Source organism: Nostoc sp. (genome assembly GCF_036919815.1).
GTDB lineage: Bacteria > Cyanobacteriota > Cyanobacteriia > Cyanobacteriales > Nostocaceae > Nostoc.
Genome location: NZ_JBALCE010000011.1, coordinates 95,797 through 119,181, shown reverse-complemented (window position 1 = coordinate 119,181; position 23,385 = coordinate 95,797). Strand labels below are relative to the sequence as shown.

The window sequence follows — 23,385 nt, the reverse complement described above, 5'->3', positions numbered from 1 at the left end:
AGTAAATAGCATCAGAATAAGATTTGTTGTTAGTTGAAGTCGTTGTCTGCAACTGTGTAAAAAATTGCCATAATCACCACTTATGATTAGCCACGATTAAAGCCTCTGCTGCCGAACTGTTCAAGGGCTTCGAGAAAAAGTTTCCCTGGCCATATTCACATTTCATTGCTCTCAGGAGTGCTAGTTGTTCTGCCGTTTCCAAGCCTTCTGCTGTCACAGTTACACCTATTTTTTTAGAGAGGGTGACAATTGTCTCAACAATATCTAAATTTCCTTCACCAACACTGCTTCCACTAACAAAGGAGCGGTCAATCTTCAACTCATGAATCGGAAAGTGGTGAAGGCGACCTAATGAAGAATAGCCTGTACCAAAGTCATCAATTGCCAACTTAATTCCTAAATTTCTGAGTAGATTTAACGTGGTGGTGACATTCTCGCCGTTTTCCATAATTACGCTTTCTGTGATCTCCAATTTCAAACTCTCTATATCTAAACTAGTCTCCTGTAAGACTTGATTGATGTGCAGCAGTGGCTTTTGTTGACTGAACCAAGAACTACAAAGATTGACGCTAATGGTCAAGGCTTGCTCACCCAACTTCCCTGATTTTGGAGGGAATCGGTCTTGCCACTGCTGTGTCTGGCGGCATGCTTCACGCATCACCCACTCATCAATTAAAATACTCAGCCCAGTTTCTTGAGCAGTTGGCAGGAAATCTTCTGGAAAAATAATACCCCGTTGTGGATGCTGCCACCGCACCAGTGCTTCAAAACCAGTTATCTTCCCGGTAGTGAGTGACACAATTGGTTGATAATGAATCCGAAACTCCTGACGTTCAATAGCTCGTCGCAGAGCCGTCTCCAACTGCAAGTGTGCCATTACCTGAATATGCATATCAGTATTAAACATCTGGTAGCGCACCTTGTCTTGTGCCTTAGCTCGGTACATTGCAATGTCGGCGTTACGCAGAAGGTCTTCTGGTTGGTTATAATCTGTCATGCTCAAGGCAATACCAATACTGGCTGTGGTAAACACTTCTTGCCCATCTAAAACTACGGGAAGCGCAATTTTTTCTTGTATCTGTTCAGTCATGAGTACTACGTGGTTGACATCCTGAATTCCTCCCAACAGGATTGTGAACTCATCTCCTCCCACCCTTGCAGCTACATCTATAGAGCGCAGGCATTCCTTTAGCCTTTGAGCAATAGTCAGCAGTAGTTGGTCACCAAATGTGTGTCCCAAGCTGTCGTTGATAAATTTGAATCGATCTAAGTCTAGAAACAGCACGGCAAATAAATAATCTGAATGCTGCTTTGAATAATCGATCGCATTTCTGAGGCTATTCATAAAGAAAGTGCGGTTTGGCAACCCTGTCAACGCATCGTGAGATGCCAAATGTAGCAGTTGTGATTCTACTCGCTTACGCTCTGTAACTTCAATTAGCAATTCCTGATTTATTTTCGCTAGTTCTGCTGTTCGTTCTCTGACACGAGTTTCTAGCTGATCATGAGCTATTCGTAACGCCTCTTCTGCTTGCTCTAGTTTCTGATGCTTTTGTGAAAGTTTTTGAATGTAAATTGCGATCGTTTGGATGAGGTTATTGAAGGATATTGACAATAGACCAATTTCATCTGATGTGGTGACCGGAACTCGCAAACTAAAATCTGATGAAGAACTAACAAGTTGAGCAACCTGAGTCATAGCTTCAATCGGCCGGGCGATCGCTCGACTGGTAGAGAAGGCTAAGACAGCAGCGAACAAGACTGAGAGTACCATACTGATAGGAATAATCTGGTTTCGCAGGTCTTCTGCTTTTGTCAAGGCGTACTTTGCTTCTTTCTCTTGCTCTTTAGCGCTTTTAATAAAAGTTGTGAGATCGTCAGCAGAGCTAGCAATTGCATAAAATTCGGGGCCACCTGTAAAGTCTGTAATTAGTTTCTTAGCTGCACCACTTGATTGTGGCTGTAACATCTGCGGCTTTATCTGGTTGAGCACGACTTCAAGCTGTTGGTAGAATTTTTCCACCACCCGATAATCTTTGGACAACAAACGATCCAAGTCTTTTGTAGCTATGGTTTGTGGTGATCGCTGGAGTTCGTTGATCAGCTGCTTAATTTTTTCTGCTCGCTCAGACAATTCCGACTTGTGTTGCTCAAACTCTTTCGGCTTTTTGAGTAAAGCTACAAACTCTTTGGTAGGTAAAGTCCAACGCATGGCTAGTCGCAAGTCACTCAAGAGCTGACCTTGTTGATTAGCACTGTCTTGACTGGTACTCGCTTGTTGCTGGTAGTAATTGCCAAGGGTCAATCCAGCGATCGTTCCTCCTACAGCAATGCTCAGAGCTACAGCATAGCCGCCAATAATTTTGTTTCTTAAACTCAAACGATGCAGGATGTCTGATATCCTGTTTGAACGAGTTTGTAATGGGATAAATCGACAGATGAGATTGGGTTGACTCTTCACAAGATTCTGGCTTTTAGAGTAAAGAATTCTGCTACAGTTATATAAAGTAGCCTTCATTCTTGTACTCTAACCAGTACAGCAGGGCGCAAATAAACCAACCATTTAAAACAAGTCAAAACCTTATTTGGTAAGCTTTCTTAATTTTGAATTCTACGTAGCGGTACTACGGTTAGGTGTTCTATCAAGCCCTTCGGAAGAGTCTAAAACTTTGTTGCAGCAAAGGTTTTAGATTACCTGGAATTTTATAGGAGCTACTTTAAAATATTACTCCCAGTACAGTGATGAAACAGAGCTAATTAACTCTCAACAGTGTTGATAACAGAAGGCAGTAGAAGTTCTGGTGAACTCATCCACCAGCGAATAATTCTTTCTTCTTTAACGCTGCACTGTACGGCACCCCCCACTGCTGTTAGATATGTAATAACCTCTGGCAAAAGCTGACGAATCATTTTGCGTGTTCCTTGGGCAGTAAAGATTTCTACTTCCCCAAATGATTTTTCCATATAGACTGAGTAGAATCCCATATCTCGCAAGGAATTAATTAATCTTGGGTCTGACTGCTCCCGCGATAAAGTGATGTGGAGCTCATCTTGACGAAATGTTCCAGGTGCTAAAGATGCCAACTTAAGCTTAAAAGGAATTTCGATTTCTGGATTGAAAGATTTTTCCTCAATTTCTACGTCAACGGGAATATATTCCGCCTCAATGTACCCTTCTATAGCTTCAGAATTATCCTCTAAGTAGCGGAGAACACTAGCAAAGTTTTCTCGAAGTTGTGACGCATATTTAGTTTTCATTGTCAAGTGCTTTTTTGGAGGACGATGAGCAAGTCCTTGGGGATGACCTGAGAAATCGGAATTCCAAAAGTTCTGAGTCTCGATCAGAAATTTTTCAAAAGGAGTTGAAAGCGTCTGAGCATCTATATGCATGTGAAACTCACCTACTAATGCTGGACGAGTAGATTTACGCACAATTGTGTTTGTGGTGGTTTGGCTGTTATTCGTCATATTCACGCAAGCTTTTTAAATAAGTTCAATTAACCATAGCCCTAAGAAGGTTAAGCCACTACCGTAATATTACTGAAACTTTATCTGGGCTTTTTATGAGAAACTTTCTGGATGCATGATAAATTAAAAATTTTTCGGTTTGTCAAAAGTCAAATCAAGGAAAGCAAGAAGTATTGTGTTGTCAAATTTGGTAGTCGTCTGAGAAAAATATCCTAGCGATCGCTAGAACAACCCCAGTCAAGGCGACTGAGAATTAGATTAACAGTTGCTAGTTGAGTGTATTAAAGTTGACCATTATCAAATGTATCGTTGTCAAAGCTACTTAAGAGTTATAAGTTATGAGTTATGATTTATGAGTTTTATTACTAACTCCTAATTTCTAACTTTTTACCTGTACTGATCGTGAATCTACGCCGCCTGATTCCAATTTTTGATATTTCCGTCTCCAACTGGGCATTAGAAGCGCGGTTGTTGCGGTGGTTAACGTTGATTTGGCTGTTCGCCGGCTTAATCATGCTATTTTCAGCATCCTATCCTGTCGCTGATGCCCGTCAACATGATGGGTTGTACTACTTTAAGCGTCAACTGCTTTGGGTGTTAGTTTCCTTAATCGGATTCAATATTATTGTGAATTTGCCGTTGCAGAAAATTTTGGGACTATCCCATTGGTTTTTGTTGCTGTTTTTAGCGTTAATTTTTGTCACATTGATCCCAGGATTGGGAAAAAAAGCTTTTGATGCAGCGCGTTGGATTGCGATCGGGCCAATTCCGATTCAACCGTCAGAATTAATTAAACCCTTTTTGGTGCTGCAAAGTGCGCGGCTTTTTGGTCAGTGGGAACGAATCAGTTGGCGGGTTCGCTTGGCTTGGTTGGGTATTTTCGGTCTGGTACTTTTAGGAATTCTTGCCCAGCCTAACTTGAGTACAACAGCACTTTGCGGCATGACTATCTGGCTAATTGCTCTAGCAGCTGGATTATCTTACAAATATCTGGGAGGAACAGCAATTGGTGGAGTGATGTTGGCAATACTGAGTATTAGTATTAAAGAGTATCAGCGTAAGCGGGTAATGTCATTCCTGAATCCGTGGGCGGATGCTACAGGAGATGGCTACCAGTTGGTACAAAGTCTACTAGCTGTGGGTTCTGGTAGAACTTGGGGAGCTGGATATGGGCTTTCTCAACAAAAGCTGTTTTATTTACCAATTCAGGACACCGATTTTATTTTTGCTGTGTTCGCTGAAGAGTTTGGCTTTGTTGGCAGTATGGTATTGTTAGCACTTTTAGCGACATTCGCCACTCTCGGATTAATTGTGGCCCTGAAGGCTAAAAATACAGTACATCGATTGGTAGCGATCGGCGTGACGATTTTGATGGTAGGACAATCATTGCTCCACATCGGTGTTGCTACAGGTTCTTTACCAACTACTGGCTTACCTTTGCCCATGTTTAGTTATGGTGGTAATTCCATGATTGCCAGCTTAATCGCTGCTGGGTTGCTGATTCGGGTAGCACGCGAGAGTAGTGAAGCTGAGGTACTACCGTTGCGAAAACCCTTGGTTGAAAATGGGCGCAGACGCCGAGCTTTTCAGAAAAATAAGAATTGAGCTACTAAGCCTTTGTACGATCAAATTGAATAGACTAACCGCATAGAAGATGATTTTGGAGGCAGTCTTGAACTTTCATATATCTCTGCTTTTCACATCGCCCAAAAGTTATCTCAGAGGTAAGGGAGTTTTAAATGGATTCCTCCCGCAAAAACTCAAATGGGTGGGCAAGATGCCCGCCCATTTTTGTTAGCTTCTGATTATAGGAAATTTTGGATAAGCGAATTGCTTATGACTGATCTAGCCGCCGTTGCCATTCAGCGTCAATTTGTGCAGAACGCTCAACTTCTTGGTCAAGTAAGTCAGTTTCGCTAGAATACACTAAATCTTCGTTGCCAATGACTTTTTGTGTTGCAAATTGTTGAGCATACTCGATTTTTTGTTGCAAAGGTGCATCAGGACTTGCCAATAGCCTTGCTCTGGAAATGCGATCGCGGTTGCGATCGCCTATTTTGCGATTACGCCACCGAATCCAGAAATAACGCAATAACGGTATGCCTAAGAAACCTGCTCCGTAAGCCAATAGCAGCCAATAAATTCCTTGCACAAAACCTACAAAAGCTCCCAGTTCACCTAATCGGGCGGCAACTGTGCCATCTTTCAACAAACTTCCCAGTACTAAGGCACCAACAAGATTTAGTACACCCAACCCAGCACTCAGCATAATTTGCCCTGAACTTGCGGCACTAAAACGCCAGGGAAATTCCTCCAAGTGATCTGATATTGCATGACGGCGCTTTTTAGTTGCACTCACCTGCAACTCTGGGAAGTAATAAACAATTTGCCCTTCTGGACTTACCCCCGGTTGCCCATTAAATCGCGTCAGAACGGGCAGCATATAATCTTCGTACTCTCTTGTATATCCCTGGCCAATGTCATCCAAATATGGAGAAATTTGTTCCGCTACCACTGCGCCACGGTTAATCCGAATCACCGTACCAATTTCTTGCCAGCGACGTTCTTCTAAGTTGGCGTTAGGATTACCATCGCCAAACAAAAACGAAAATACAGCTTCAAAGAAATTCAGATTGTTTTCTTCGCGCCTTTCACGTCGCCGTTCCTGGTTCTGGGTGTCATAATTTGGGCTAAGATACCAGAATAAATTTGGAAAATAGAAGAATCCGCCACCGAAATTACTGCCCCGACTGTTGCCGTTACGGTCTGAGTTGGTAGAGGTAATGATAATGTAGATGGTAACAGTTATCAGGATGATGGAAACAGTTAAGAAAATTCCAAAAGAAATGCGAATCAAGTAAAACAGAACACTCCAGACCTTTTTCCACCATTCCTGCAATCGTAACCGGAAGTATTTATTACGCAAAATTGCTCGAAAATTTTCTGGGAAAAGGTAAACTATATCACCTGAATCCGCTACCTGCAAATGTCCCCCAGCATCAGATGCCAGGGCTAACAAGCTTTGATTAGCTTCAGCGACGTTCAATCCTGCCTGAGTTGCCACATCTCCAACGGTGACACGGTAACCCAGCTGTTCCACAGCTTGCATGATGGTGGGACTGGGAGCCATTGCTCTCCTCTCCTGTTGAAACTTATTCCCGTTTTCTTAAGTATAAAGTTTTATTTTGAGCGACTTGGCAGGGGCAGCAATAAAGCTTGAAATCATTAAAAATAGAAATCAGATGAATTTGGCAAACCCACACCAAAGTCAATAAACGAAAAAATAACCTGACACGCAATATGTTATAGTTATTTGCTTCAGCTTGGTTAACCAGAAAACTTTCTGCTCAAATATGGTTCAGTACACTCTCGCTCAAAGTCCAGAAATTATCCTTACTGTTTCTGGAAAAGATTCAGCTAAAGCTCGTGACAAAGCAATGGATCAGCTGATGGAACTGATGGATGCAGGTAAGCTACCCACGGAACTGGAAGAAGGATTTGGCCCTCAACAATTAATTGAGGTTAAAGAGTCAACTATTGATTCTGCTAGCGGTGAGGATACGATTACACAAGCTGTCCAGGTTCTGAGTAACCTGGCCACACTCAAGCTAAAAGTTCAGGAGTCACGAGCGGAAGCGTTGGAAATTCGCAAAGCGGTTGATGTTCTGTTCACTGACGAGTCGGTGACAGAAGAGGAAATTACTCGACTTAAGGAAGGTTTTAAAGTTCTGAAAAATTTTGCCCAAGCTAATGTGCGTTACCAGGAAGCGCGATCTAAAGCAGAACAGGCTCGGCAGACTCTGGATCAAGCTCTGAAATCGCCTGACAAGTAACGTTTACAGAATTGGATGCATTGAGACGCATCTTAAAAATGTAATTAAATACTCTAAAAGACAGGCTGTTATGCCTGTCTTTAGATTTACTGGGGCGCTAGGATTCGAACCCAGGAATGGCGAGACCAAAACCCGCTGCCTTACCACTTGGCGACGCCCCAACGACTTTACTCTAGTTAATATAACACTTAGTCCTGGGTTAATGTCAAGTAGTTTAATAGTTGATTTGAGATAATCGGTTTTGACAGCAAGACATTGATTGGTCGGAATCCTTGCACTTAGGCTGTTTCATCTGAATCAACGTTTGGCTGTATCGTATCCGATAGTGATGAAAGAGGGTTAAGGGAGAAAATTGTGCGATCGCAATTCCTTTGGATCTAAAATCTACTTTCCTTTTCCTTAATCCCCAGTCTCGTGAAGGAAGACTGCTGCAATCCGACTTGATGATAGTAGTTGCTTAGTAGCCAGCCATATAAATAGTGGAATGGTCTTAGCATAGCGACTGCAAAGGCGGCGCGGTTCTTGAATCCATCGATACAGCCATTCAAGTCCTAAGTCTCGAACTATGCGCGGTGCCCGCTTGTGAATTCCTGCATAAACTGGGAAAACTCCACCCAGTCCAATCATTACAGCCTGTATCTTACCCTTATGTTGAGCTATCCAATTTTCTTGCTTAGGACATCCCAGAGATACTAAGACGGCGCTAGCACCACTAGAATTAATCTTTTTAACTAAAGCTTCGTCTTCAGTTTCACTCAGGGGACGAAAGGGTAGAGGTTCCATCGCTGCAATCTTCACCTGCGGAAATTCCTTCTCTAACCTTTTTCGCATCTTAGAAAGAATTTCTGTTTGGGAACCTAGAAAGAAAATACTAAAATTTTCTGTTTGAGTTAGCTGACACAATGCTAGAAAAATATCCATCCCTGCCACACGGTCTTGATAAAGCGCTCCCATTTTTCGCATCATCCATACAAGAGGCATCCCATCAGGAGTAACTATATCTGCATTTCGTAATATGTTGGCAAACTCTGGATTCCAATGAGCTTCAATGAGCATGTGTACATTAGCTACGTATACAATTTTACTCTCATGCCGAATAGACCACTTAAGTATTGTTTGTACCTGATCGTCAAACCGTAAAGCAGTAATCGGAAAATCAAGCACTTTTTTAGTAGGTAGAAGCACTCTTGCCACGATCAATAACTCCTGTGTCCAAGAAAAAAACCCATACATTACCTAGACCATTCCGAATATTAAATAATTCAGATCAGATGACTCCTGACTTTTTGTAGGCTTGTGTCATCCTTGGAAGTTAACACATGGAGGTGCAATTGCCTTCTTAGTATACTTTTGGCTTAATCGGTAATACTAAAATTAGAATTATTTGCTGCTGTGTCCTAGCTTACTCTTTTAAGCTAGGCATTTTAGACGTTGCTTGGCAAAATTCATACTTCCTTCATAATTAATTTTTGATTTGTTCCTGCAAGCATTACAATTGAGATAAGTTCCGATGGATATGGATTTTAATAGGTAATATTTACTACACAAAAGTCTAATTAGTCCAGTAAAATCCCAGACACTAAGTCTGACGATTTTCATACCTAAGTATGCGCTTAAGAGCTTCGATTGAATTAGTATATATTAAACAATGGCTAATAATTTTTTCTGATGAATTTCCAAATTTATTACAGATTTAATTTAGTCTATGTATTGAAAAATCCCTACAATTTATTTTTTTCTGAAATAAAAGCCCAAAAAATAAGGGGAAGATAAACTTATCTTCCCCTGCTCTATTATTTTTGTTATTGTCTGGTTTGTTACTTTCCTTGAGTCTTTGCAGTAACATTTGCCTTTGCTTTTTGAGTTGACGCTTCCTTGCAGAACCGCCTCTACCTTTCTCATTCCTGCCTTCTTTGCGGGGAGATTCCCATCTTTTTAGGCGCATAATTTTTTCACCTATCTAGTATTTGTTTGGTAATGGGCAGGAGGAGAATCGAACTCCTATGACCGCAAGGCCGCCACATTTTGAGTGTGGTGCGTCTACCAATTCCGCCACCCGCCCTTATATCCAATCTTAACTAGTATACTTTATTTGAGGGATTTTGTCACAAGTCTGAAAATTAATTCTCAAAGTTTTGCGGGAATAATATTTCTGATCATTCTAAGGCTTAAAGGCATGGCAGCCTCAATAAACTAGGGTCAATATCCTCTAGTTTTGCACAGCCGCTAAGTGCCATTGCCAGATTTAACTCATCTTGTAGTAGTGAGATGACATGAGATACACCGACTTGTCCTGCTACCGCTAGTCCCCACAAAATGGGTCGTCCGATCAGTACCGCTTTTGCTCCTAATGCCAGAGCTTTGAGAATGTCTGTACCCCTACGAATGCCGCCATCCAACACTACTTCTACTTTACCATCCACTGCTGCTACTATTTCAGCTAGGGCATCTAAAGAAGCGATCGCACCATCGAGTTGTCTACCACCATGATTGGAAACAACAATTGCTTTGGCTCCATATTCTACAGCCCGAACAGCATCATCTCCCCGTAAAATTCCTTTGATGACTAAAGGTAGTGGAGATAAAGACTGTAACCATTCCAAATCGTGCCAAGTTACTGCTGGGTTTAGCTGTTGGGCAAAATAAGTAAATAACCCAGATTCGGCTTTTTCATGGGAAATATCTAGTCCTGAGATGGTGGCGAGATTAGCCAGATGTAAGTCTGGAGGTAAGGCAAACTCGTTGCGTCTATCTCTCTCCCTCTGTCCGAGAATAGGTGCATCTACAGTCAGACAAAGTGCTTTGTAGCCTGCTTTATAGGCTTTTTCTACCAAAGCACGAGTTAATCCCCGATCTTTATGGATGTAAAGCTGGAACCATCGCAGAGAATCTGGAAATTTATCACATGCAGTCGCTACTTCTTCAATGCTCTTTGTTGCCATTGTACTTAAAACCATGCCCACACCAGCTGATGCCGCAGCTAGAGCCGTGGCAACTTCTCCGTCTGGATGGGCTAGACATTGGAAAGCCATCGGCGCAATTAATAAAGGTAGTTGCAGGGGTTGTCCTAAAATGGAGGTAGTTAGATTGCGATGGCTGACATCGACTAATATCCGAGGTCGTAGCTTGACTCGCTCAAAGGCAGCACGATTATCTTGCAATGTGATTTCATCCCAAGCACCACTACTATAGTAATCAAGTGTCATTTGAGACAGATGGTCTTTTGCTAACTTTTCGTACTCAAAGAGATTTATGGGTTGAAAGCGATCGTTGTTGGATAAGTAGGTAGACATAATTAAATGTAAGAACTTTTGTTTGTAGTGAGCGGTTTATCGCTCTACATAAGATTTTAAAAGACTAGAGCCGCTTACCCTTCGGATATTCTTTAATCGGATTGTCCAATTCAACCAGTTTAAGTAATCATCTATTTATTACTAAAGATCGAGAACCCAGTATCTCCGACTGAGTTCTTCTAAAAGAACCTATCTAATAATTCTTCCCTAGATAATTGCAGTAATAAAGGAGTGAATTCCTCTGGAGATAATGCCGACAAAGCTTCAATAATTACTCTTAGTTCCGCATCTAAAGAACCAAAGCAAACTTGCAACACATTCTCTATAACATTACGACGTTCTGCTTGAATTCCTTCTGGAATTCCTTCTTGGATTCCTTCTTGTTTAGCTTCTGCTAGTTTTTGCTCGTAAATAGGTGATAAGCGCATAATTAAATCTCTATCCTCATCGTCTATATTTTGATTGAATTCTCTAAAGCTTTGTTGATATTGTGCATTTGGTAAAGCGATCGCCTACAGCTTACCTTAAAAACTCCAGGAAGTGCGATCGCATTTCCTGGAGTTCCCTTACTACTTACAGTAAACTGTACGCCTGCTATTCACTAAAAATTATAATAAGTGGTTGTGATTAGCAGTTCTACCAATTACGCCATCCGCCTTTGGGTGTAACTTCATTAGTAGACTTAAGTCCGTGACTATGTAACAGAGTTTGATATTCTGTGCTACTTGCCCATCGGTCAATTTCTCGCGCCCGCAACACTGGCACTGGATGGGTTAATTCGGCTGTGCGGACGGCTTTGACCATTTCGCCTAATTCAGTCTTGCTAATATCATCATAAGCGCGGGCTTGGGCAACAAAGGCGTCAAGATTCAGTTGTGGCGCTAAGGTGGGGGAACCACCCGCCAGCTTCATCAACACTGACATGACAACTTTCGGGTCTTGGGTTGCTAGTAATGCGGCGCGATCGCAGGTAAACTCAGCACAGCGTACCCATTCTAAAAGCTGTGCCTGTATCGCTTGGGCAACGAAGGTTCCGACATTGGGCACAATCGCCGCAGCTAATATTAATAAATTTACAGGAGTCAAGTAAACGCTATGGTCACACTTGAGATGCCCCAACTCGTGGGCAATTACTGCCTGTATTTCCTCTGGTGTGAGAATATCAATTAGGGATGTGTGTAGTACAACAAAGGGCTGCTTACCCCGCACAGCAAAAGTATAGGCGTTGGGAGCCGGATGTTGCCGGACGTACAACTGGGGAGGCTCTATATCCAGGATTTTACAAGCGTCTAATAACAGCTTGTATAAATCGGGCAATTGCTTTTCACCCACCAGAACGCTGGAGGCAATATTTTCTACATAGAAAACCTGCTCTGCCATTGGCCCGAGCAAATTTCGCACCAACATATCTATGCCTGGTATCTGCTTGAGCGCTGTGGTAGCTTCCAGGTCTAATGGATGACGAAATGAGTCAGCTTTTAAACCAATCAGCGGGGTTTTGATGAAAGACATGGTGCAGCAAGCTATAAAAAAACACAACTATGGAATCTGGCTGGTTTTAACAGCCTCCCATAGTTAGTATAACGATTTAAGTAGGGGGAGCAGGGGCTACCCATTTGTAGAAACGGCGATTTATCGTGTTTCTCTAACCATCTGTTTATAAAATAGTTGCAAGTAACAGGCACTAAAGTCCAATATACAGATGTAAGATCAGCGTCCATGCTAATTTTTACAACAAAAATGAAAAGGTTCAGGGAAGTCGCATTAGCTTGTGGTGCGATCGCTGCTTTGATCAGTACGAGTCTCAAAGTTCAGGCAACGTCCAGGCGGCTGATTACCCTCGACGATTTGTTTGCTTTTCACCAAGTCAGTGAACCGCAAATTTCTTCAGATGGAGCCTGGATAGCCTATACGGTGAAGAGTACCGATATCAAGAATGATTCTGCCAACAACCATATTTATATGACTTCGTGGGATGGCTCCCGCACCAGAAAATTAACTAACAGCAAAGATAGCGAAAGTTCCCCTCGTTTCAGTCCCGATGGAAAGTACCTCACCTTTCTCTCCAGTCGTCAGTCCGACAGTGAAGGCAATCAAATTTGGCTGCTAAACCTTGCCGATGGACAAGCAGAAAAGATTTCAGATTTTCCAGGAGGCGTTTCTGATTTCGTTTGGTCACCCGATGGCAAACGACTAGCTGTAATCGCCGAAGATCGATCACAAAAAAAAAACTCACAACGAACAAAAGACCGCACAGCCAATTGTCATTGATCGCTTTAAAGGATATCTCGAAAAAAGTCGCCAACATCTCTACCTGTTTGACTTAGCAACTCACAAAGCAGATATTCTGACACCAGGTGAGTTTAATGAATATTTGCCCGAATGGTCTCCAGATGGGAACAAGATTGCTTTTGTCAGCAAGCGTGGTGTTAATTTTCATCGCCATAACAATTGGGATGTCTACACTATCGTTGCCCAACCAGGAGTAAAAGTACGTCAAATAACTATCAATGAAGGCCCCAATTGCGATCCCTCCTGGGATAGCCGACCTGTTTGGAGTCCAGATGGGAAGTTAATAGCCTACCTGCAAGGAGGACCTCAAAAGCTACTTGAGTAGGCCGTTTACCATCTTGCCGTTATTCCAACGGAAGGAGGTACTCCACGTCTATTAACAGCAAATATTGATCGCAATGTTGTTAAGCCACGGTTTACATCTGATGGCAAATCAATTCTGTTTTTGCTGGAAGACGATGGCAATGTTCACCTCGCAAAAGTACCAGTAGCAGGCGGTAAGATAGAGCGATTGCTAGCTGGACGTAGAAATATCAGTGCCTTTGACTTAGGCAGTGACGATAGGATTGCTTTGTTATCCTCAATGCCGCAGGAACCAAGTGAGGTTTTCGCATTCAAAGGCACTCAACTGCGTTCAATATCGCACCAAAACCAGGAATTGCTTGTCCAACTTGTATTAGCAACGACGGAAGAAATTAGTTTCAAGAGTAAAGATGGCACCCAAATCCACGGTTTCTTAGTCAAACCACCGAATTTTCAACCAGGAAAGAAATATCCAATACTCCTTCAGCTTCATGGTGGCCCAGTCGGGCAGTACACAAACCAGTTTATGTTTGACTGGCAGCTGTTTGCAGCTCACGGCTATGTTGTCGTTGCAGCTAATCCACGGGGTAGTTCGGGACGGGGTGAAGCGTTCTCAAAGGCTATTTACGCTGACTGGGGAAATAAAGATGTTCAAGATATCCTTGCTGCTGTTGACTACCTTGAGACACAAGGGATAGCCGATCCATCTCGGTTAGGAATCGGTGGATGGAGCTACGGTGGTATCTTAACAAACTATACTATCGCCCAAGATACCCGTTTCAAAGCTGCGGTAAGTGGAGCTAGTATTTCCAATTTTTTGGCAGCATACGGTACTAACGAGTCTTATGACTACGAGCAGGAACTCGGCGTGCCGTGGAAAAATCTCAATACTTGGCTACGAGTTTCCTTTCCGTTCCTGCACGCCGACCGAATTGTAACGCCAACACTATTTCTGGGTGGTGATCGGGATGCTATTGTTCCGTTGCAGAACTCCGAGCAGATGTATGAGGCACTCAACAGTTTAGGGGTTGATACTCAATTGATTATTTATCCTGAGCAATCCCACAGTATTAGCAAGCCGAGTTACCAGCGCGATCGCCTACAACGCTATCTTAATTGGTATGACAAGTATGGGTTGTGAGTATCAACGGATACAGTTGGCAAAGTTCAATTCTTCCTTGATTCTGAAAAATCCTAATTAGACAGTCTGGGGAGGAGGGGAGATGGGGAGAAAATTTTCCCTTGTCTCCCTTGTCTCCCTTGTCTTTGCGTCAGTCTTAACCGATCAACTTGACAGGCTACTGATGGTGGGAGCGATTTCTGCATCTGCTGATGTTTCGCCGATGCGGAGGATTTTAGCCCCCAATTGCTGCAACTTCACATCGAGTCGATCATAGCCGCGATCGAGGTGCTGTAATCCCTGAATCGTGGTTTGTCCTTCTGCCGCCAGTCCTGCTATGACTAGCGCTGCTGATGCTCGTAAGTCTGTGCCTAATACTGGTGCGCCAGACAATTTTGGTACTCCGCGAACGAAAGCAGCGTTGCCTTTGACACGAATATCTGCCCCCAAGCGATTCAACTCTGAGGCATGACGCAAGCGATTTTCAAAGACGGATTCGTTAATCACGCTGTCACCTTCCGCTAATGTCAGCAAAGCCATGAACGGCGCTTGCATATCTGTGGGGAAACCTGGATGGTATTGAGTTTCAATATCCGTTGCCTTCAAGGTTTGCGCTGGCAGAATGCGTAAGTGTTCAGGCTTGTCCTCAATTATTGTCACCCCAATATCCCGCAGCTTGGCAATCACTGGTACAAGATGTTCTGGAGCCACCGGCGAGAGGGTAAGTTCTGAGCGGGTAATTGCTGCTGCTAACAAAAATGTCCCGGCCTCAATGCGATCGGGAATTATACTGTAGTCAACAGAATGCAACTTGGGGACTCCTTCGACAATAATCCTGCTAGTCCCCGCTCCCTTAATCTTGGCTCCCATCGCGTTACAGAAATTAGCTAAATCAACTACTTCTGGTTCTCTGGCAGCATTTTCGATGATCGTTTCGCCCTCTGCCAGGGTAGCCGCCATCATCAAGTTTTCCGTGGCTCCGACGCTGGCGATGTCTAAGTAAATTTTCGCACCTTTTAATCTCCGGCTGCTGCCGGGGACGTAGGCATTACAAATGCCATGCTCAATCTGCACCTCAGCCCCCATTGCTTGCAGTCCCCGCACATGCAAGTCAACTGGTCTTGCTCCAATAGCACAACCGCCTGGTAAGGGCATCTGTGCTACTCCCAATCTGGCGAGAATGGCTCCAATGGCGAAAAAACTCGCCCTCAACTGGGTAACTAGTTCGTAGGGAGCTTTTGATGTTTTAATTTCACTGGCGTTGATGTCTAAAATGTCACCTTGACGTGTTAAGCGTACACCCAAAGCCAATAACACCTGAGCCATCCGCTCTACGTCCGCTAATAAGGGGACATTGCGGATACGACAATCACCCGGACACAGCAAGGCTCCAGCCATGATTACCAGTGCTGCATTTTTTGCCCCGCTAATTTTCACATGACCTCGCAAAGGATGCCCACCCCAAATTTGCAAGACTGAGGAGTCTGCTTTGGGAGTAAATTTGGCATCTGGTAAGCTGGTAGAAGGATTAATAAGCCTACCTCCAAAAGTAATACGTATTTTATATGTTTGAAGTTGGTTTTGATTCTACAGTAAAGATTCAATTTGTCCACGTTTTCAGGCAAGATGTTGCATAAAAAAATTGTTTTTTTGATGAATAATTCGGGCTGAAAAGAAGCAATAGCAAGCTTTATGAGCTTTTGAAAAATTTAACAAAAAATTACCAAGAAGTAGTGGTTTTAAGCAAAATTAAATACTCAGTAAAATAACTTAAGTGTTCTCTAAAAATCAATGCTCTAATGGTGAGTTAATATTTTGACTCGACCTCTCCCCGGAAAAACTCCTTTCTAGTTTAAGACTTTTAACAAAGCGTGATATTTTAACTTGACAAAAGTAAAAAATTACGCAAAAATAGGAAATTGTCAATAAAGATAATTGCCAGCGGAACTGGCGGAATGGCAGACGCGCTAGATTCAGGTTCTAGTGCCGCAAGGCTTCCGGGTTCAAGTCCCGGGTTCCGCATATTTTTTAAGTTAGGAGTTAGAAGTGAAGAGTTATAAGTTGAAAGAGAACTAAATTAACTCCTAACTTTTTGATGTTGACCAGTTTACAAAATTCCCTAGTCAAGCAAATTCGCAAACTCCACTCCACTAAGGAGCGGCACAAGCAGCAGTTATTTTTGCTGGAAGGGACGCACCTGTTAGAAGAAGCTTGTGCGCTGAATTACCCACTAGAAACAGTGTGTTGTACCCCAGAATGGCAAGCGGCCCACCTTTCGCTGTGGGAGGAAGCTTGTAGCCAATGCGATCACGCCGAAATTGTCAGTCGAGAAATTTTGGATGCGATCGCTACTACAGTCCAACCCGATGGTGTGGTGGCAACAGCAAAACGAAGTGTTGGCCAAACTCAAATACCATTTACTGGTTTAGTGCTTGCTTTAGAAACAGTGCAAGATCCCGGCAACCTGGGTACAATGATCCGCACTGCTGCTGCTGCTGGAGCATCGGGTTTGTGGATAAGTGGAGATAGTGTAGATTTAGACAGTCCCAAAGTTCTCCGTGCTTCAGCAGGACAATGGTTTCGCCTAGCAACAGCCGTTAGCGAAGATTTAAAAGCCACAGTCCAACAAAGTCAGCAGGCAGGAATGCAGGTAGTAGCAACCTTACCCAGTGCGACTTTAACTTATTGGGAAGTGGACTGGCGAAAACCTACTCTGATTTTACTCGGAAATGAAGGTGCTGGATTGTCAGCAGATTTAGCAGCGATCGCTGATCAGCACGTTAGAATTCCTTTGAGTCCTGGGGTAGAATCTTTGAATGTAGCGATCGCAGCCGCTTTAATGTTGTACGAAGCTCAAAGGCAAATGAGTTTGGAGTTAGGAGAGACGCGATTAATCGCGTCTGTACAGGAGTTTGGAGTTAAAACTCATAAGGAATAAGAAGAATTAAATAACATACAATTTATGCCCTTGGCTTACCTCACCCTCAATTCCTCTCCGATATATTGGAGAGGGAAGCTAGAGACAGGATGAAGTTTTGCATTTTATTTAATCCACGTTCCTAAGTTTTATTTCGTTTTTCTTTTTTCTTCGAGATATTGTTCAATATCAGCAACTGCGTCCTCAAGAGCTGCTAAATTAATATTTGTTAAGTCTTGATCGAGTTCGACTTCAGTGGCAGTAATAGTATGCAGTTGGGGTATCTCTTCTTCCTCGGTCGAACTTTCTTGTAAGATATCCTCCAACTCTTCGAGGGATTCTTGAAACACTTGATCAGCGACGCGGCGCTGTTGTGGCTGAATTTGCTCCATAATATTGACTTGAAAATCCTGATTTCCTGACTTAATTTTTGATTGCAGTTCCTACAGATTTAAATTTTGCACTTATAACATCATAGTTGTGTGCTGTATCAACTTTAGCAGTGGTTATCAAGAATATCGATACTTGGCTTTAGTAACATTTGCCAAGCTGTCTCCAATTGCTAGGACTTGTATTTTTGCAAAGACTATGAAATATTCCTGAAATATTATCCGGTAAATCTACTGACAAAGAGTATCAAAGAGTCATCCCAATGTCCAATGCCCAATGCGCTTTTTAGGATAATCCTCCTCAAACAGAGTCAGTATTTAAGTAGTTTGGGATTTGAAAAACACTAATTTTTATACTTGGTTAAGACAACGTTAAGAATTTTCTCAAAATCGCCAAATTTCGGAGTGTAAACACTTACGTATGGGAAAATCAAGTTAAGCATAAACAAATATCTTTTTGTAAATTTTTGTTTTTTAGTTCAGTAATGCGTTGAGACATAAGCATTCGCGCAGGCGTAGGCATCGCAGCATGGATTAATTTAAATCTCTGTTGGTTAATCTCTGGGAGTCAGCAAATCAAGGCTGATACGCCCAAAGATGAACTTTTGTTTACTCAATCTAGGCTGAATGGATTGAATCAGTACAAGTTTCATAAAAATAGGAGGTTATAAAATGGCAATTCGAAATAATTTAGTAGCTAATTTCTGGCAAAAAGTACAAAAAGATTCAGTTAGTTGGGGATCGTTAGCCCTTTGGATTAGTGCATTGGTTGTTTTATTAGTAATGCTTACAATGTTTTCTAACGCTTAATCTTAGCAGGGTTATTCTAGTTCCTGGGCAGTAGCCTGGGAACTAAGAAAGGGTAGGCTTTTATCCCTAGAAAACTCAAATTAGGAACTGCAAAATTCTGGTAACATTCCTATAGCTATTTTGAACCTCACACCACTAGAAGTGGCGTGATTCCTGCTTCAACGATCTCTGCCTGAATTACTTCAGGACTTACAAGTTCTCCACAGGCGTATATAGCATCCGGCGCACCGACGGCTGCTGCTGGTACTGAGCGAACGCGAAGGAGCGTCTCGTAGAGAAGTCATTCGCCCAGCGTCTGGCAGAGAAGTGTTAGAATTCTCAACCCTTCACTCAAAATATTTAACGCGGCATTTTTATCCCTCAAGTTGTGAGTGTTACAATTCGGACAAAACCATTCGCGCAACTTTAAATCCTTAACCAATGGGTTGATAAAACCACAGTGATTACAAGTCTGAGATGAGGGATAAAATGTACCAACTTTTTGCACGATTCGGTCATGCCACAAAGCTTTGTATTCAAGCATAGTGGTAAATTTTGACCAACTAGCGTCTGAAATACTCAGGGCTAATTTATGGTTTTTGACCATATTCGCAACTCGTAAATCTTCGATACAGATAATGCTGTTTTCCTTAATTAAACGAGTTGACAGCTTGTGCAGAAAATCATCTCTCAAATTGGTAATGCGATCATTTGTACGAGCCAGCTTGTTTTTCGCTTTAACTCGGTTACTACTACCTTTTTGACTGCGGGATAGTTTCTTGTGTTCCTTACGTAACTTCCTCTTTTGACTTCTGTAATACTTGGGGTTATCTACAATTTCACCATTGCTAGTAACGAGATAAGACTTAATTCCCAAATCCAATCCAATATTTTGGGTGGCTTGAGGGTATTTCTCTATCTCTGTTTCGCATAAAATACTAGCAATATATTTACCAGAAGAAGTCCGAGTTATCGTAACGTTTACAAGCTTCCCGGTAATATCTTGTGATTTGTGGAATTTTATCCACCCTAACTTAGGAAGCTTTAAACGATTCTCCATTATTTGGATGTTGCCGTTGGTAAGGTTGGTTTTGTAAGACTGCTTGCAACCATGCTTCTTTTTAAATTTAGGAAAACCTACACCATTCTTCTTTTTGATCTTATTTAAGTCAGTAAAAAAGTTTTTGTACGCTCTATCTAAATTTTTAATTGAATTTTGCAGAGCAAATTTATCTACTTCCTTTAACCACTCAATCTCCTTTTTAAGTAGAGTTAACTGCTGGCTACAAGCATTGTAATTTAAGGCTTTATGCTCAGTCGTGTAGAACTCTTGTTTTAGTGCCAAAAAGCGGTTATATACATATCTCGCGCAACCGATCGTCTTATTGATTAAGACTTGTTGATTGTGTGTGGGTATGAGAGTAACTTTAAATGCTTTTTGGATGGAGGACAATTTATTAAATTTGCTGAATACCTCTCAATTTTAACACAAAGTTATACTTAATATAGAGCGCCTAACTCATGAAGCGATGGCGGTTTCCGTCGATTGCGATGCACTGGCAGGCTATCTTTGCGAATTACGATTAAGACGCTAAGAGCGATGGCGGTTTCCGTCGATTGCGATAGCGTAGCGTTAGCGAGTCTTCGAGCGTCACTCTCGAACCCGAAGGGGGAAATAATCTCAATCACCAAATCAGGAGGAACAGAACATTATCCTTCTTGATACCAATCAGGGGGTAAACGTTCATTAGAAATATATAAAATATCCGGTATTGGCATCCAATCTCGCCCTCGACGGGTTAATGCAACAGCTAATTGTGGGCAAACTTCTCCTTGACCCTCACAGCATTGCTCAATCAAATTCAGAAGGGTGCGGGTGAGTTTAGAGTGGAATTTTTTTGGTGCCATCTTAGGAATTGCCTGGCCATCAACGAGTTCATAAGTTATATCTCCTTCGCCTGGAGGAAGATTCAAGAACTCTTGCAAGGTCAATTGATTCTTGGCTTGGAGTATCATGGCTCATTAATTCGTAATTCGTAATTCCTAATTCGTAATTCCTAATTCGTAATTCCTAATTCGTAATTCCTAATTCGTAATTCCTAATTCGTAATTCCTAATTGAAGGACAGAGCAACTAATTTTTATTCTGACTCCTGAATTCTGACGCCTCGGCGGAGCGTCTCCGGCTCCGCTCCTGAATTCTTCAAATTGTTCACATTCCCCGCAAAACTTGCCGAATGATATCCGATGGCACCTCATCGGTAACTGTCACTACACCAATCTCCGTTGGTAAAACAAACCGCACTTTCCCGGCTTTGACTTTTTTATCTAACTGCAACGCCTCAATAATTTCTTCAATATCCACCCCAGGTGGTAACTGAGTCGGTAAACCCGTTTTTTGAATTAAAGCGTTTTGACGTTCCGTGTCTTCCTTTTGCCACATTCCCAAATCCACAGCAATTTGACCGGCAGCTACCATACCAATGGCCACCGCTTCACCGTGATTTACTAAACGATAACCAGTCAAACTTTCCACTGCATGACCTATGGTATGTCCATAGTTGAGAATCGCCCGCAATCCGCCTTCTTTCTCATCTTTGCTAACAACATCAGCTTTAGCTTGACAAGAGCGCGTTAATACGTAATTTATCAAATCAGGTTTTACATAGCGGAGTTGGTCGAGGCGTTTACTTGCTTCCAATTGGGCAAACAATTCGGCATCCCAAATCACACCGTACTTAATAACTTCTGCCATTCCTGCCCGAAACTCGCGCATCGGAAGAGTTTTTAACACATCTGAGTCAATCAAAACCAAGCGGGGTTGATGGAATGCCCCAATCAAGTTTTTGCCGTGGGGATGATTCACGCCAGTTTTGCCACCAATTGCCGAATCCACCATCGCCAAGAGAGAGGTAGGCACTTGGACAACATTAATACCGCGCAGCCAAGTTGCAGCCGCAAAGCCAGTCATATCGCCAATTACACCTCCGCCCAAAGCCACCATAGTAGAAGAACGTTCTAGGCGGTTTTCTAAGGCGATATCGTAAAGTTTTTGGATGGAGTTAAGGGTTTTGTAGCGTTCCCCAGGTGGTAGGATGCAGCTAGCAACTTCAAATCCAGCAGATGTCAGGGATGCGATCGCTCTTTCCCCAAAATGTTTTAAAATCGTCTGATTAGAAACCAGCAATACCTTCTTGCCTAAGTTGAGACTGGCCATCTGTTGACCCAGTTGATCTAAACTCGAAGGTGCGATGGCAATCTCATAAGACTGCTCTGGTAAATTTACATTAATTACAGAAGTCATTGCCCAACCCCAAAGAAGCGCCCGTGGGCTGTATTGTATCGCAATCTGGGAGTGGGGAGTAGGGGATGTAGCTTTAGCTTCCCGCAGGGTGGGGGATCAAGGAGATCAATGAGAAACAACCAATGCCCAATGCCCAATGCCCAATACTCAACAACTAATGATTCAATAGATTTAGAAAGTATTGTGGAGAAACATAAATGTTTGCAATTTTAGCTTACATCGGCTTTTTAGCTTTGTTCTTTGGCTTATCTGTCGCTCTGCTGTTCGGTCTGCGGACTGCCAAAATAATTTAACCAAGACTCTTTCTTGTGGGGCGGGCAGCGTTCGACTGAGCGCTCACGCCGTAACCCTCCGGGGAAGCAAGCTACGCGTAGCGTCCCGCAGGGAAGTCTTGCCTGCCCTCAGTTTACTAAGGACGGGTGAGACACCCATCCCACAAAAGATATTTATCCTACTACAGCCGGACTTGCTACCTTCTCCTGTCTTTGGGAAGGTGGACGCATTCCTAAACCAAGTAAATTCAGCATTTCTCGGTCAGTATCGTAATCTGGACAGGGAGTTGTTACCGTCAACATCTTGTTGTCGTCGCTGGAAAAGATAGAATTGGCTCCTGCCATAAAACAGAAAGCTTGTTCTACTTGAGAAAGTCTAGCCCTACCGGCACTAAGACGCACATCGGAAGCTGGCATTAAAATTCTGGCTGTGGCAATCATCCGCACAATATCCCAGATGGGGACATCAGGCTGATTTTCTAAGGGTGTACCCACTACTTGCGAGAGAATGTTAATTGGCACAGACTCAGGATGCGGATGTAAGTTTGCTAAAGTTTGTAACATCCCAACACGGTCATCGACAGTTTCGCCCAAACCCAGGATACCACCGGAACATACAGTTACATTTGTCTGACGGACATTTTCAATTGTGTTCAAGCGATCGCTATATGTCCTGGTGGTAATAATTGTGCTGTAATATTCCTGTGAGGTATCTAAGTTATGGTTGTAGGCATAAAGTCCCGCTTCTGCTAATTTCCTGGCCTGATTTGCCGTCAACATCCCCAGAGTGCAGCACACTTCTAAACCCATTGCGGTTACATCCTTGACCATTTCCAGGACTTCCTCGAATTGTGAGTTATCCCGCACTTCTCGCCAAGCAGCACCCATACAGATGCGACTAACACCAGTTTCTTTCGCTTTCTGGGCGATATTAACTACCGTTTCCTTTTCTAGGAGTGCTTGCGCCTTTACCTCTGTTTTATAGCGGGAAGATTGGGCACAGTAGCTACAATCTTCTGGACAACCTCCCGTTTTAATAGATATGAGCTTACAAACTTGTATTTTTGTTGAGTCATGATATTGACGATGCACGCTAGCAGCTTGATAAATCAGCTCTAGCAATGGCGTGTTGTATATCGCCTGAATCTCTAATTCCTGCCAATCGTAGCGTATTCCCACCACATCACTATCCTTCTTGTAGACTGAGGTTAATCAAGAGCTGTCTTTTGGTTGAATCTCCTGCGGTACAGCGTTTGGGCAAAGCGATTTTATCGAAATTATGCCGCACACTGTGCTTTATCACCCATTGGCTCTCAATCCTTGCGCTGTAGATATTAGACATCAGCTTATCAAGATTTTGCTTCAATGGCAGATTAAGAGCAAAAATACTCACTTCACTGCTGCTA

At 42.7% G+C, this 23,385-nt stretch carries 22 protein-coding genes and 3 tRNA genes; 9 read left to right on the top strand and 16 right to left on the bottom strand.

Annotated features, from left to right (window positions below; all coding sequences use genetic code 11):
* Positions 1 to 73: 73 nt before the first annotated feature.
* Both V7K15_RS03815 and V7K15_RS03810 read right to left on the bottom strand, forming a co-directional pair.
* Positions 74 to 2,461: an EAL domain-containing protein gene (locus V7K15_RS03815; RefSeq protein WP_334903146.1), complete on the bottom strand. Its 2,388-nt coding sequence runs from the start codon at positions 2,459 to 2,461 to the stop codon at positions 74 to 76.
* Between the two features lie 296 nt (positions 2,462 to 2,757).
* Entirely contained in the window at positions 2,758 to 3,468 is a 711-nt protein-coding gene (locus tag V7K15_RS03810) for a hypothetical protein (RefSeq protein WP_334903145.1), read from the bottom strand.
* Positions 3,469 to 3,870: 402 nt separating this feature from the next.
* Between V7K15_RS03810 and V7K15_RS03805 the strand changes: the two genes are divergently transcribed.
* Positions 3,871 to 5,073 carry an FtsW/RodA/SpoVE family cell cycle protein gene (locus tag V7K15_RS03805; protein ID WP_334903143.1) on the top strand — a complete coding sequence of 401 codons (1,203 nt, stop codon included), beginning with the start codon at positions 3,871 to 3,873 and terminating at the stop codon, positions 5,071 to 5,073.
* Between the two features lie 229 nt (positions 5,074 to 5,302).
* Here V7K15_RS03805 and V7K15_RS03800 read toward each other — a convergent pair whose 3' ends face one another.
* A complete protein-coding gene (locus tag V7K15_RS03800; RefSeq protein WP_334903141.1) occupies positions 5,303 to 6,598 on the bottom strand; it encodes a hypothetical protein in 1,296 nt (431 codons plus the stop codon).
* A 223-nt stretch (positions 6,599 to 6,821) separates the two neighbouring features.
* Here V7K15_RS03800 and V7K15_RS03795 point away from each other — a divergent pair, with 223 nt between their 5' ends.
* Entirely contained in the window at positions 6,822 to 7,301 is a 480-nt protein-coding gene (locus V7K15_RS03795) for a hypothetical protein (RefSeq protein ID WP_334903139.1), read from the top strand.
* A gap of 89 nt (positions 7,302 to 7,390) precedes the next feature.
* On the opposite strand, the gene V7K15_RS03790 is transcribed toward V7K15_RS03795, so the two are convergent.
* The 7 genes from V7K15_RS03790 to V7K15_RS03760 form a co-directional block, all read right to left on the bottom strand.
* Positions 7,391 to 7,462, bottom strand: a tRNA-Gln gene (locus V7K15_RS03790).
* A gap of 238 nt (positions 7,463 to 7,700) precedes the next feature.
* Positions 7,701 to 8,498: a WecB/TagA/CpsF family glycosyltransferase gene (locus V7K15_RS03785; protein ID WP_334903222.1), complete on the bottom strand. Its 798-nt coding sequence runs from the start codon at positions 8,496 to 8,498 to the stop codon at positions 7,701 to 7,703.
* A 496-nt stretch (positions 8,499 to 8,994) separates the two neighbouring features.
* Positions 8,995 to 9,246, bottom strand: coding sequence for a hypothetical protein (locus tag V7K15_RS03780; RefSeq protein ID WP_334903137.1), 252 nt, complete (start codon positions 9,244 to 9,246; stop codon positions 8,995 to 8,997).
* A 33-nt stretch (positions 9,247 to 9,279) separates the two neighbouring features.
* Positions 9,280 to 9,363, bottom strand: a tRNA-Leu gene (locus V7K15_RS03775).
* Between the two features lie 106 nt (positions 9,364 to 9,469).
* Positions 9,470 to 10,594 carry an alpha-hydroxy acid oxidase gene (locus tag V7K15_RS03770; RefSeq protein ID WP_334903135.1) on the bottom strand — a complete coding sequence of 375 codons (1,125 nt, stop codon included), beginning with the start codon at positions 10,592 to 10,594 and terminating at the stop codon, positions 9,470 to 9,472.
* Between the two features lie 179 nt (positions 10,595 to 10,773).
* Positions 10,774 to 11,022 (bottom strand): hypothetical protein, encoded by a 249-nt coding sequence (locus tag V7K15_RS03765; RefSeq protein WP_334903133.1) that lies wholly within the window; start codon positions 11,020 to 11,022, stop codon positions 10,774 to 10,776.
* Between the two features lie 208 nt (positions 11,023 to 11,230).
* The gene (locus tag V7K15_RS03760) at positions 11,231 to 12,106 is read right to left on the bottom strand and encodes a M48 family metallopeptidase (RefSeq protein WP_334903131.1); all 876 of its coding nucleotides are present in this window, start codon (positions 12,104 to 12,106) and stop codon (positions 11,231 to 11,233) included.
* Between the two features lie 228 nt (positions 12,107 to 12,334).
* Here V7K15_RS03760 and V7K15_RS03755 point away from each other — a divergent pair, with 228 nt between their 5' ends.
* The 3 genes from V7K15_RS03755 to V7K15_RS03745 all read left to right on the top strand — a co-directional run bounded on the left by V7K15_RS03755 (position 12,335) and on the right by V7K15_RS03745 (position 14,330).
* The gene (locus tag V7K15_RS03755) at positions 12,335 to 12,865 is read left to right on the top strand and encodes a TolB family protein (RefSeq protein WP_334903130.1); all 531 of its coding nucleotides are present in this window, start codon (positions 12,335 to 12,337) and stop codon (positions 12,863 to 12,865) included.
* Positions 12,807 to 13,211 carry a TolB family protein gene (locus tag V7K15_RS03750; RefSeq protein ID WP_334903220.1) on the top strand — a complete coding sequence of 135 codons (405 nt, stop codon included), beginning with the start codon at positions 12,807 to 12,809 and terminating at the stop codon, positions 13,209 to 13,211. The genes V7K15_RS03755 and V7K15_RS03750 overlap by 59 nt, the downstream gene beginning before the upstream one ends.
* Before the next feature lie 120 nt (positions 13,212 to 13,331).
* Entirely contained in the window at positions 13,332 to 14,330 is a 999-nt protein-coding gene (locus tag V7K15_RS03745) for an alpha/beta hydrolase family protein (protein WP_334903128.1), read from the top strand.
* A gap of 144 nt (positions 14,331 to 14,474) precedes the next feature.
* On the opposite strand, the gene murA is transcribed toward V7K15_RS03745, so the two are convergent.
* The gene (gene murA, locus V7K15_RS03740; protein ID WP_334903218.1) at positions 14,475 to 15,842 is read right to left on the bottom strand and encodes a UDP-N-acetylglucosamine 1-carboxyvinyltransferase; all 1,368 of its coding nucleotides are present in this window, start codon (positions 15,840 to 15,842) and stop codon (positions 14,475 to 14,477) included.
* Between the two features lie 408 nt (positions 15,843 to 16,250).
* Here murA and V7K15_RS03735 point away from each other — a divergent pair.
* Positions 16,251 to 16,331, top strand: a tRNA-Leu gene (locus V7K15_RS03735).
* 73 nt (positions 16,332 to 16,404) lie between these two features.
* On the top strand, positions 16,405 to 17,247 hold the full coding sequence (locus V7K15_RS03730; protein ID WP_334903126.1) for a TrmH family RNA methyltransferase: 843 nt from the start codon (positions 16,405 to 16,407) through the stop codon (positions 17,245 to 17,247).
* Positions 17,248 to 17,375: 128 nt separating this feature from the next.
* Here V7K15_RS03730 and V7K15_RS03725 read toward each other — a convergent pair whose 3' ends face one another.
* Entirely contained in the window at positions 17,376 to 17,618 is a 243-nt protein-coding gene (locus tag V7K15_RS03725; RefSeq protein WP_334903125.1) for a hypothetical protein, read from the bottom strand.
* Between the two features lie 669 nt (positions 17,619 to 18,287).
* Here V7K15_RS03725 and V7K15_RS03720 point away from each other — a divergent pair.
* Entirely contained in the window at positions 18,288 to 18,425 is a 138-nt protein-coding gene (locus V7K15_RS03720; protein ID WP_334903123.1) for a hypothetical protein, read from the top strand.
* Positions 18,426 to 18,705: 280 nt separating this feature from the next.
* Here the strand turns inward: V7K15_RS03720 and tnpB are convergent, their stop codons facing one another.
* From tnpB to aroB, 3 genes are all read right to left on the bottom strand, one after another.
* Positions 18,706 to 19,857 (bottom strand): IS200/IS605 family element RNA-guided endonuclease TnpB, encoded by a 1,152-nt coding sequence (gene tnpB / locus V7K15_RS03715; protein WP_334903121.1) that lies wholly within the window; start codon positions 19,855 to 19,857, stop codon positions 18,706 to 18,708.
* 257 nt (positions 19,858 to 20,114) lie between these two features.
* Positions 20,115 to 20,420 (bottom strand): Uma2 family endonuclease, encoded by a 306-nt coding sequence (locus V7K15_RS03710; protein ID WP_334903119.1) that lies wholly within the window; start codon positions 20,418 to 20,420, stop codon positions 20,115 to 20,117.
* Positions 20,421 to 20,615: 195 nt separating this feature from the next.
* Entirely contained in the window at positions 20,616 to 21,707 is a 1,092-nt protein-coding gene (gene aroB, locus V7K15_RS03705; protein WP_334903117.1) for a 3-dehydroquinate synthase, read from the bottom strand.
* 197 nt (positions 21,708 to 21,904) lie between these two features.
* Between aroB and petL the strand changes: the two genes are divergently transcribed.
* The gene (petL, locus tag V7K15_RS03700) at positions 21,905 to 22,000 is read left to right on the top strand and encodes a cytochrome b6-f complex subunit PetL (RefSeq protein ID WP_292798544.1); all 96 of its coding nucleotides are present in this window, start codon (positions 21,905 to 21,907) and stop codon (positions 21,998 to 22,000) included.
* Between the two features lie 153 nt (positions 22,001 to 22,153).
* Here petL and bioB read toward each other — a convergent pair whose 3' ends face one another.
* On the bottom strand, positions 22,154 to 23,161 hold the full coding sequence (gene bioB, locus V7K15_RS03695) for a biotin synthase BioB (protein ID WP_334903115.1): 1,008 nt from the start codon (positions 23,159 to 23,161) through the stop codon (positions 22,154 to 22,156).
* Positions 23,162 to 23,385: the final 224 nt, after the last annotated feature.

Bases quoted from the DNA above. Each gene is read 5' to 3' on its own strand.
- V7K15_RS03780 (WP_334903137.1), bottom strand. From the start codon at position 9,246: ATGCGCCTAAAAAGATGGGAATCTCCCCGCAAAGAAGGCAGGAATGAG.
- V7K15_RS03755 (WP_334903130.1), top strand. From the start codon at position 12,335: ATGAAAAGGTTCAGGGAAGTCGCATTAGCTTGTGGTGCGATCGCTGCT.
- V7K15_RS03725 (WP_334903125.1), bottom strand. From the start codon at position 17,618: ATGGAGCAAATTCAGCCACAACAGCGCCGCGTCGCTGATCAAGTGTTT.
- aroB (WP_334903117.1), bottom strand. From the start codon at position 21,707: ATGACTTCTGTAATTAATGTAAATTTACCAGAGCAGTCTTATGAGATT.
- V7K15_RS03760 (WP_334903131.1), bottom strand. From the start codon at position 12,106: ATGTCTTTCATCAAAACCCCGCTGATTGGTTTAAAAGCTGACTCATTT.
- V7K15_RS03770 (WP_334903135.1), bottom strand. From the start codon at position 10,594: ATGTCTACCTACTTATCCAACAACGATCGCTTTCAACCCATAAATCTC.
- V7K15_RS03810 (WP_334903145.1), bottom strand. From the start codon at position 3,468: ATGACGAATAACAGCCAAACCACCACAAACACAATTGTGCGTAAATCT.
- V7K15_RS03795 (WP_334903139.1), top strand. From the start codon at position 6,822: ATGGTTCAGTACACTCTCGCTCAAAGTCCAGAAATTATCCTTACTGTT.
- V7K15_RS03730 (WP_334903126.1), top strand. From the start codon at position 16,405: ATGTTGACCAGTTTACAAAATTCCCTAGTCAAGCAAATTCGCAAACTC.
- V7K15_RS03800 (WP_334903141.1), bottom strand. From the start codon at position 6,598: ATGGCTCCCAGTCCCACCATCATGCAAGCTGTGGAACAGCTGGGTTAC.
- V7K15_RS03765 (WP_334903133.1), bottom strand. From the start codon at position 11,022: ATGCGCTTATCACCTATTTACGAGCAAAAACTAGCAGAAGCTAAACAA.
- V7K15_RS03720 (WP_334903123.1), top strand. From the start codon at position 18,288: ATGGCAATTCGAAATAATTTAGTAGCTAATTTCTGGCAAAAAGTACAA.
- V7K15_RS03710 (WP_334903119.1), bottom strand. From the start codon at position 20,420: ATGATACTCCAAGCCAAGAATCAATTGACCTTGCAAGAGTTCTTGAAT.
- petL (WP_292798544.1), top strand. From the start codon at position 21,905: ATGTTTGCAATTTTAGCTTACATCGGCTTTTTAGCTTTGTTCTTTGGC.